The organism is Mesorhizobium sp. LSJC269B00 (genome assembly GCF_000502815.1).
In the GTDB taxonomy this organism is placed as follows: domain Bacteria; phylum Pseudomonadota; class Alphaproteobacteria; order Rhizobiales; family Rhizobiaceae; genus Mesorhizobium.
In genome coordinates this window covers 1-6,521 of record NZ_AYVN01000035.1, presented here as the reverse complement: position 1 = coordinate 6,521, position 6,521 = coordinate 1, and the positions used below count along the sequence as shown (strand labels likewise).

The 6,521-nt window shown below is 62.4% G+C and carries 5 protein-coding genes and 3 pseudogenes; 6 read left to right on the top strand and 2 right to left on the bottom strand.

Annotation, left to right across the window (positions count from 1 at the left end; translation table 11 throughout):
- Positions 1 to 148 (top strand): annotated as a pseudogene (locus tag X771_RS1000000168610) (transposase); the annotation flags it as partial.
- Between the two features lie 182 nt (positions 149 to 330).
- Here the strand turns inward: X771_RS1000000168610 and X771_RS1000000169835 are convergent.
- Positions 331 to 537 (bottom strand): isopentenyl transferase family protein, encoded by a 207-nt coding sequence (locus tag X771_RS1000000169835; protein WP_280790571.1) that lies wholly within the window; start codon positions 535 to 537, stop codon positions 331 to 333.
- Between the two features lie 285 nt (positions 538 to 822).
- Positions 823 to 2,204: pseudogene (locus X771_RS01000000165705) on the bottom strand (radical SAM protein); the annotation flags it as partial.
- Between the two features lie 797 nt (positions 2,205 to 3,001).
- Here X771_RS01000000165705 and X771_RS135805 point away from each other — a divergent pair.
- The 5 genes and pseudogenes from X771_RS135805 to X771_RS1000000168605 form a co-directional block, all read left to right on the top strand.
- Entirely contained in the window at positions 3,002 to 3,586 is a 585-nt protein-coding gene (locus X771_RS135805; RefSeq protein WP_023690695.1) for a hypothetical protein, read from the top strand.
- 497 nt (positions 3,587 to 4,083) lie between these two features.
- Positions 4,084 to 4,788, top strand: a complete 705-nt coding sequence (locus X771_RS135810; RefSeq protein WP_023690693.1) for a hypothetical protein — start codon at positions 4,084 to 4,086, stop codon at positions 4,786 to 4,788.
- Complete coding sequence (locus X771_RS135815) at positions 4,773 to 5,324, top strand: hypothetical protein (protein WP_023690692.1); 552 nt, start codon at positions 4,773 to 4,775, stop codon at positions 5,322 to 5,324. The genes X771_RS135810 and X771_RS135815 overlap by 16 nt, the downstream gene beginning before the upstream one ends.
- Positions 5,325 to 5,555: 231 nt before the next feature.
- On the top strand, positions 5,556 to 6,275 hold the full coding sequence (locus tag X771_RS135820; RefSeq protein ID WP_023690691.1) for a hypothetical protein: 720 nt from the start codon (positions 5,556 to 5,558) through the stop codon (positions 6,273 to 6,275).
- Positions 6,276 to 6,402: 127 nt separating this feature from the next.
- Positions 6,403 to 6,521, top strand: a pseudogene (locus tag X771_RS1000000168605) (transposase); the annotation flags it as partial.

Below are 6,521 nucleotides of genomic sequence, written 5' to 3'. Positions count from 1 at the left end.
TCCGCCGGCGCACCTATGTCGTGCGCATCTTCCCCAATACCGAAAGCTGCCTGCGCCTGGTCAGGGCGTTGGCCGTCGAGACCAACAAAACTGGATGGAGGCCTACCTGCGCGAGCACAAGAAGCTCACTCTGCGCCAAGCCGCATGACCAGCATATGGCCGCCCCATTTTGCAGGACTTGACGCACACAACCCGCTTTGCTCTCTCTAAAAAGGCATCGGAGTTGCCGAGCCGCAACCGCCTTACATGCCACTGAAAGCGCCAGCCCGATGCTGACTCGCGCCATGTGAATTAAGAAGGGAGATCGAGCCGGCTTCGAGTGAGCCCAGGCTAAGATCTAAGCTCATCCACGTGCATGATCAGCTTACGACGGGCAGTCACGGCGTGGATGTGCCCGCGGTCAGGAGGCGTATCCAAGTAAACCCGCTGGGTAGATTGCAGTTCGGGATCCGAGGCACGCCCGCTGCCCGTAGCGATTTGAGGACAGCATTGTACACGATCCAACGCAATGACCGGCCGTCCGGCCTCTCGTGCAATTTAAATTGAAACGTCTGTCTTGCCGCTGCAGTTCGGCCCGTAAATCAAATGGATTAGCATGTGTTTACCGCTTAGAAGCCCTTGTTTTCGAACTAACTGCCGACAACAAACTGGATAGGCTGTTCTCGTGGTTCGGTCCAGTTCACCAACGCCTATGTCGACATTTTAGGGCGCTTCACTACTAACGGGCACCGCACGATGGCAGCTCGTTCTCTCCGGCAAAGATACTCCCTGTGTTAGCTTCCGTGTTGTGTGCTTGCCCTCACCTGCGGGATACGGAAGGCCATCCCTAAAAGCATCGAATGCGGCAGCGACAGCGCGAATCCCAAAGCGATGCTCCCGCCGTACGCGGACAAAACCGTTTTCGAAGTCCACTATTCCGTCCTTGGCCAGCATCGCCAAACGCTCATCTGAACCGCGAAGACGGATCAAATCAGATCCGTGGGCGACACAGATTGCCGGCACGTCAGCCTCGAAATCGCACATTAATCGCTCGATGATTGCGGCTCGCAGGCGGTCGTCGTCTGTGAGGCGATGGCCCTTCGATGTCGCCAGTCGGCCAGCTGCGATTTGCCGGATGTAGAAATCCCGTGTAACTTCGTTTTGAACGTACCCCTGGCCAAAGCGGCCGATAGCCGACGCGCCGAAACCGATCAGGGTTCTGCAGGTATCGGCAGAGTAGCCCAACGAGTTACGTCGCAGGCGACCTGTTTCCTGTGCCAGCGCGAGCTCGTCGTGCGGCAAGGCGAAATGGTCGAGCNGTTACGTCGCAGGCGACCTGTTTCCTGTGCCAGCGCGAGCTCGTCGTGCGGCAAGGCGAAATGGTCGAGCCCGATCTCTCGGTAGCCGGCGGCAACCAGCGTCACGGCGGCAGCCGCATGCTGTTCAGCGCGGGCAGCGCTGTGGGGAAGAAATTCCGCCTCGATGAGGCGCTGGTTCTTTATTTGGGATGGGATATGCGAGTAGCCGAACAAGGCAAGCCGGTCTGGGCGCATGGCGACCGCCGCCCTCGCCGTCTCGACGCACGACTCCACCGTTTGACGCGGCAGGCCGTAGATGAGGTCGAAGTTGATCCGGTTTACTCCATGCCGGCGCAGCATTTCCACGGCAGCCGACGTCTGGGCCTCGCTCTGGATTCGGTTGATCGCTTTTTGAACAATGGGATCGAAGCTCTGTACGCCCAGGCTCGCGCGGTTCACGCCGGCCGCTCCCAAGCCTTCCGCCATCTCGGGCGTGAGCGTGCGTGGATCGATCTCGATGGCGACCGTAGCTGTTTTCGAGATGGCGAAGCGGCAACGCAGGAACTCCATCAGAGCGAGGAACTCGGCTGGTCCGATGAGAGACGGCGTTCCGCCGCCGAAATGTATGTCGCTCACGGGCAGCGTCTTCGGCACTCGCTCACAAACCAGACGGATCTCGTCACGCAGCGCCGCCAGATAGTTGAGGATGGGCGCATCATGGCGGGTGATGGTGGTTGGGAAGCCGCAATACCAGCAGGCTGATCGGCAGAACGGAACGTGCAGATAGAGTGACACCGGATCCTCAGCCGGCAGGTTCCTGAGCCATGCCTCATAAGCCTCGGCGCCGACCGCCCCGGAGAACTCCGACACAGCCGGATAGATAGTGTACCAAGGCAGCCGGGCCTCTCGAAATTTCGTGGTCTGCAAAGGCACAATCCCATACTGATAACAACCAACCCTACCCACCGCGCCCGCCTGGGTCCTTGCGCTATGTCAGTCCGTTCCGTTTGGGCTCGAATCTAGATCTTTTTTAGCAATGGGCCACAGGCGCCGCTGCCCATCACTTCGCGCTACGGCACCCTGAACGACGTTTACGAGGCCCCGGACGCCGATGACTGGGAATCGACCAACTACGCCAATCTCGTCGGCTCGCCGGATGCGTCGACGCTGCGAGCGTCCGGCCGGCTCCGGGCCCTCAAGCGGCTCTTCGCGCCGACGCCGGGGGGCAAGGACCTCCTTGACCAGGGCGCCAGCGTCGATTTGGTGTTGCCGGTGGCAAGCGTGACGGATCCGCTCTTCAATCGGATCCTGGGGGGACTGGCGCCCCTCAAAACCGGTGGCGCGGAACGAGCCCCGATCTGCACTTGAAAGGCGCGTTTACCAGCCGATGGAGCGCCTCGACCGATCGCGTGCTCGACCGCTTTGAAGTCGCCTACACGCCCTCCCCGTATAATGCACCTGCAAACCGGCACGTGCTCGCACAGCTGNCTCGACCGCTTTGAAGTCGCCTACACGCCCTCCCCGTATAATGCACCTGCAAACCGGCACGTGCTCGCACAGCTGAGTGACTTCAACAAGCTGAAGCTTGCGCTGGCGAGCGACGATCCCGAAGTCATCGCCCGCGCGCCCAAACTGAGCCGTTCCGGACGTGTCGTGACCTTCCTCACCTATCCCGATGCGGCGGTGCCGATGCCTTCCGCGGGCTACCTGCCCGCCACGGCGCCTTGGCTGGTCGCAGCGCCTCCTCCGAGCGGGCGGTTCTTTGGCTATTTCCTGTCGCATTCTTCACACAGGACGCCCGCGGCGAGGAGCGCGACGCCGAGACGGAGCGGCTGGCGAGCGAAACGCTGCGCTTCATAAATTACCTGACCCCGCAATTGGCTTGGACGCTCGACGGATACCTGCAACATCAATACACGCAGCGCTACCCGTTGACGGCCCCGACGGTGATGTTGCCGCTTGCAACCGATATCCAAACCCCTGCCACAGCTGCGCTGCGGGACGACCATGGCAGCGAACTGCCGCTGATGGGCTGGCGGTTCTATCTCTCGCCTGCGCGCTTCGAACTTCTGCGGCAATACCTCAAGAAGGCTCTGGCGCCGGCTGACAATGGCGAGGCAAGGCCAACCGCGCTCCGCTCCATTTATGAGCCGCTGGCGGACCTGATTCTGGCCGTGGACCGCGGCAGCGCCGAACTGGTGTTGCAGCGCTGGGCCTATGAGGCCGATGCCCGCGCGGGGGCGTGCCGTCGCAGAGCGGCGCCCTCACCGCAAACGTGGCAAAGGTTGGAACACACAAGCGCGCGCTAAAAGCGTCTGATTCACCTAATGAATTCAAGATCCTTCGGGACTTGCTGCGCCAGCCGCTCGACAAGTTCCAAGCCGCCGTCAAGGTCTTCGCCTCTGGCGTGAAAGACGACTGGCTGACGATCACGATACGTGCCCGGCTGGATGGAGCGGACTGGGTTCCGCAAGCCCTGTCACTGACGGCAGCGACGTGCTGCGCCTCGGCCTTCGCCTGGAGCGTCCGAGCGATGCGGTGGTGCCGGCGGGCATTGCCGACCCAATGCGGCCGCAGGCCACGCCTGGATCCGGCCTTGCAGTCGACAAGAACGAGGTCGCCATCTAACCGGAACTGCAAGGCGACACCTTTGCCGATCTGCATGACCGGGCGGCCANGGTCGCCATCTAACCGGAACTGCAAGGCGACACCTTTGCCGATCTGCATGACCGGGCGGCCACAGAGCTGGGCAAATATGTCTCGGCCAGCATGAAGACCTCACTGCGCGAACGCCTCGACTGGCTGCGTGCGATCCGGGCCGCGCCCGCGCTGCGCTCGCCGCTCCGACTCGCCCGCCGACGCCTTTGGCCTGCGCAACACCGTGCGGGCTCTCCTGCCCGACGTGGCCGCATGCATGGCCGCGCTGGTGACCTATGTGCACAATGACGACCCAGCTTCGGGTACCGACGCGCTGTTCGAACACGTCAAGGACCTTTCGGCAGAGCTGGCCGGCCATCTTTCGATGACGCTGAAGAGCCTGCTCATCACGACCCCCGGGCTCTTCGCCACGACCAAGGGCTTCGGAGTGGCGATCTTCGAACCCGATTCCTGGACCCAACGGCTCTACTCCTTGCAATTGCGTAAGCAGATCCATCCCAGAACCGCGCCAGGCGAGACCGCTAGCGACCCGTCGCGCTTTGATGTCGACCGTTTCCTCTTTCCTCTGTTCCACAACGCTGCGGCGGGGCGTTACGTTGTCGATATACTCGACGACGCCCGATATGATGACGAGTTCGAGATCGATGGGAGCGTTTTTGACCCGCCGCGGCCGCTGTGGACACGCGGCGGACCTGGCTTTGTGCTTGGGTCGGGCGGCGCGAAACTGCGCCAGCGCGGCGATGCCCAAGCGCGCAGCGGCGAGGACGTCATCGAGCAGCATAATCGCTTCGACGATGGCCTCGTCCTGGCCCGCCAGATCGAAGCCGATGTCGTGCGTTGGAACCCGAACTGACCGAACCGGTCGCCCCGAACACCCGGCGCTTCTACCTGCTGCCCTCGCGACGTCGGCCCGCGACGCCAGTGAAGCAGAAGCCCAGCGCCGACAGCGGACCGCCTCGCGCGCCGCTGCCGGTGAATCTGACAACGCCCATGCGGCCCCTGAACGATCAGCTGGCCGACCTCCTGAAAGGTCGTCTCGATGGTAAGAAGATGGTGGCCTTCGGCTCGGGCGGCACAGGGCTAAGAGCGAAGCGCCGCAATCCAACCCTGACAGGGCTGATCCAGCGCGACAGCAATGGGCTAGCCGCGCCCGACTGGTGGCATCTCGAGAGCTATGCCTCCGAGCACTATTTCGTGCTGGAGGGTGACGAGGAGTCCTCGGGCTCCGAAGGCCCATTCCACAATGACCGCATCCGCATCGAGGTCGAGATTGGCGACAGCCCGTTCGTGGACGAGGATGCCGTCGCGCCAAAGACATACGCCGTCGAGGGTGAACTCGGCGACTGGTTCGCATACCAGCGTCTGCGGGTCGCAAACCAAGCGGCGTGATCCCGAAGCCCGCGAAGATCTCGCGTGCTAACCTTGAGAAGCGGCTCCGCGACTGGCTTGCCCCAACGACTGCCGACGATTGGCTCCTGGTCCCGGCGCCGTCGGTCGTGGACTCCGGCAAGCGAGCATCGCAGAAGGGTAACAGCACGACTGTCGTGGCCGGCTTCACGCCCCAGCAAGTCGGATTCTGCGCAGCGGCTCGAGAATCAATGGCCGCAAGGGATTGGCACGGTGCTGGCCGCCGAAATCATGGATCTCGATGCCGATCCAAAGCCGCAGGATCGCTTTGTGCTGAGGGTGGTTGTGCTGGACGAACCCTGGCGCTACGCGCGCGTGCGGATCGAGCGCAACAAGGCGGACGTCAACGACGACAAGCTGCCCGACATCAACCCGCTGTTCCAGATGATCGGGGAATTCTCCAGCTGGAGCAGTCATGGGCGCGAGCCGATGCTCCTTGATTTGCGCGACAGCGAGGGACTGGGCTTGCCAGCCGAGGCAGTTCAATTGACTGCGAAGCTGACGCTTGGCGAGTTCCTCAAGAAAGATATGACTACTCCCCTCGACTACGGCGATCAGGTTGGGACAGCCGTTGACGCCCAATTCACCGCATCGGGTTTCGGGCGGCTTCCTCTGTGGAGCCCCGATCGTGTTAGACTGGGGCAGTACGCGGTCTCTGGCATGGTGATCCAACTGCGAGCGGACCTTCATCCGCGCTACGCAAGGGCCGAGCTGAACGATCAGATTGAGGAGCGCATCGAGGAGATCCCGCGCGTACATTTGGCGCCCATGCCGTCCGACCCGACTATGCCAAGGCGTAACTTCGCGCCACTTCTCAAGGGCTTCACGCACACTGACGTGCCCTCGGCCCATCATGCGGTGCGTATTAATTGGACCAACGCCGCCGGCGAGCTAATGGTGAGTTGCACGTGGCCAGTGCGATTCCAATCATGAAACGCAACGAGAGGCGCAGCCGAGCGATCTTGATTTTTGCTGATGCCATCGCACTAGGGTGCTCGATGCGACTCGAACGCGGCCTCGCCTTCGAAGCGCGGCTGTTCAGCGCCCTGCCCTCCTCGCGGCGCAGCGGGCATTGGTGGCGACGCTGGCCGAGGTGTATGTCCAGGGCGTGTCGACCCGCAAGGTGAAGGCGATCACGGAAGAACTGTGCGGCCATGCCTTCTCGGCCTCGTCGATCTC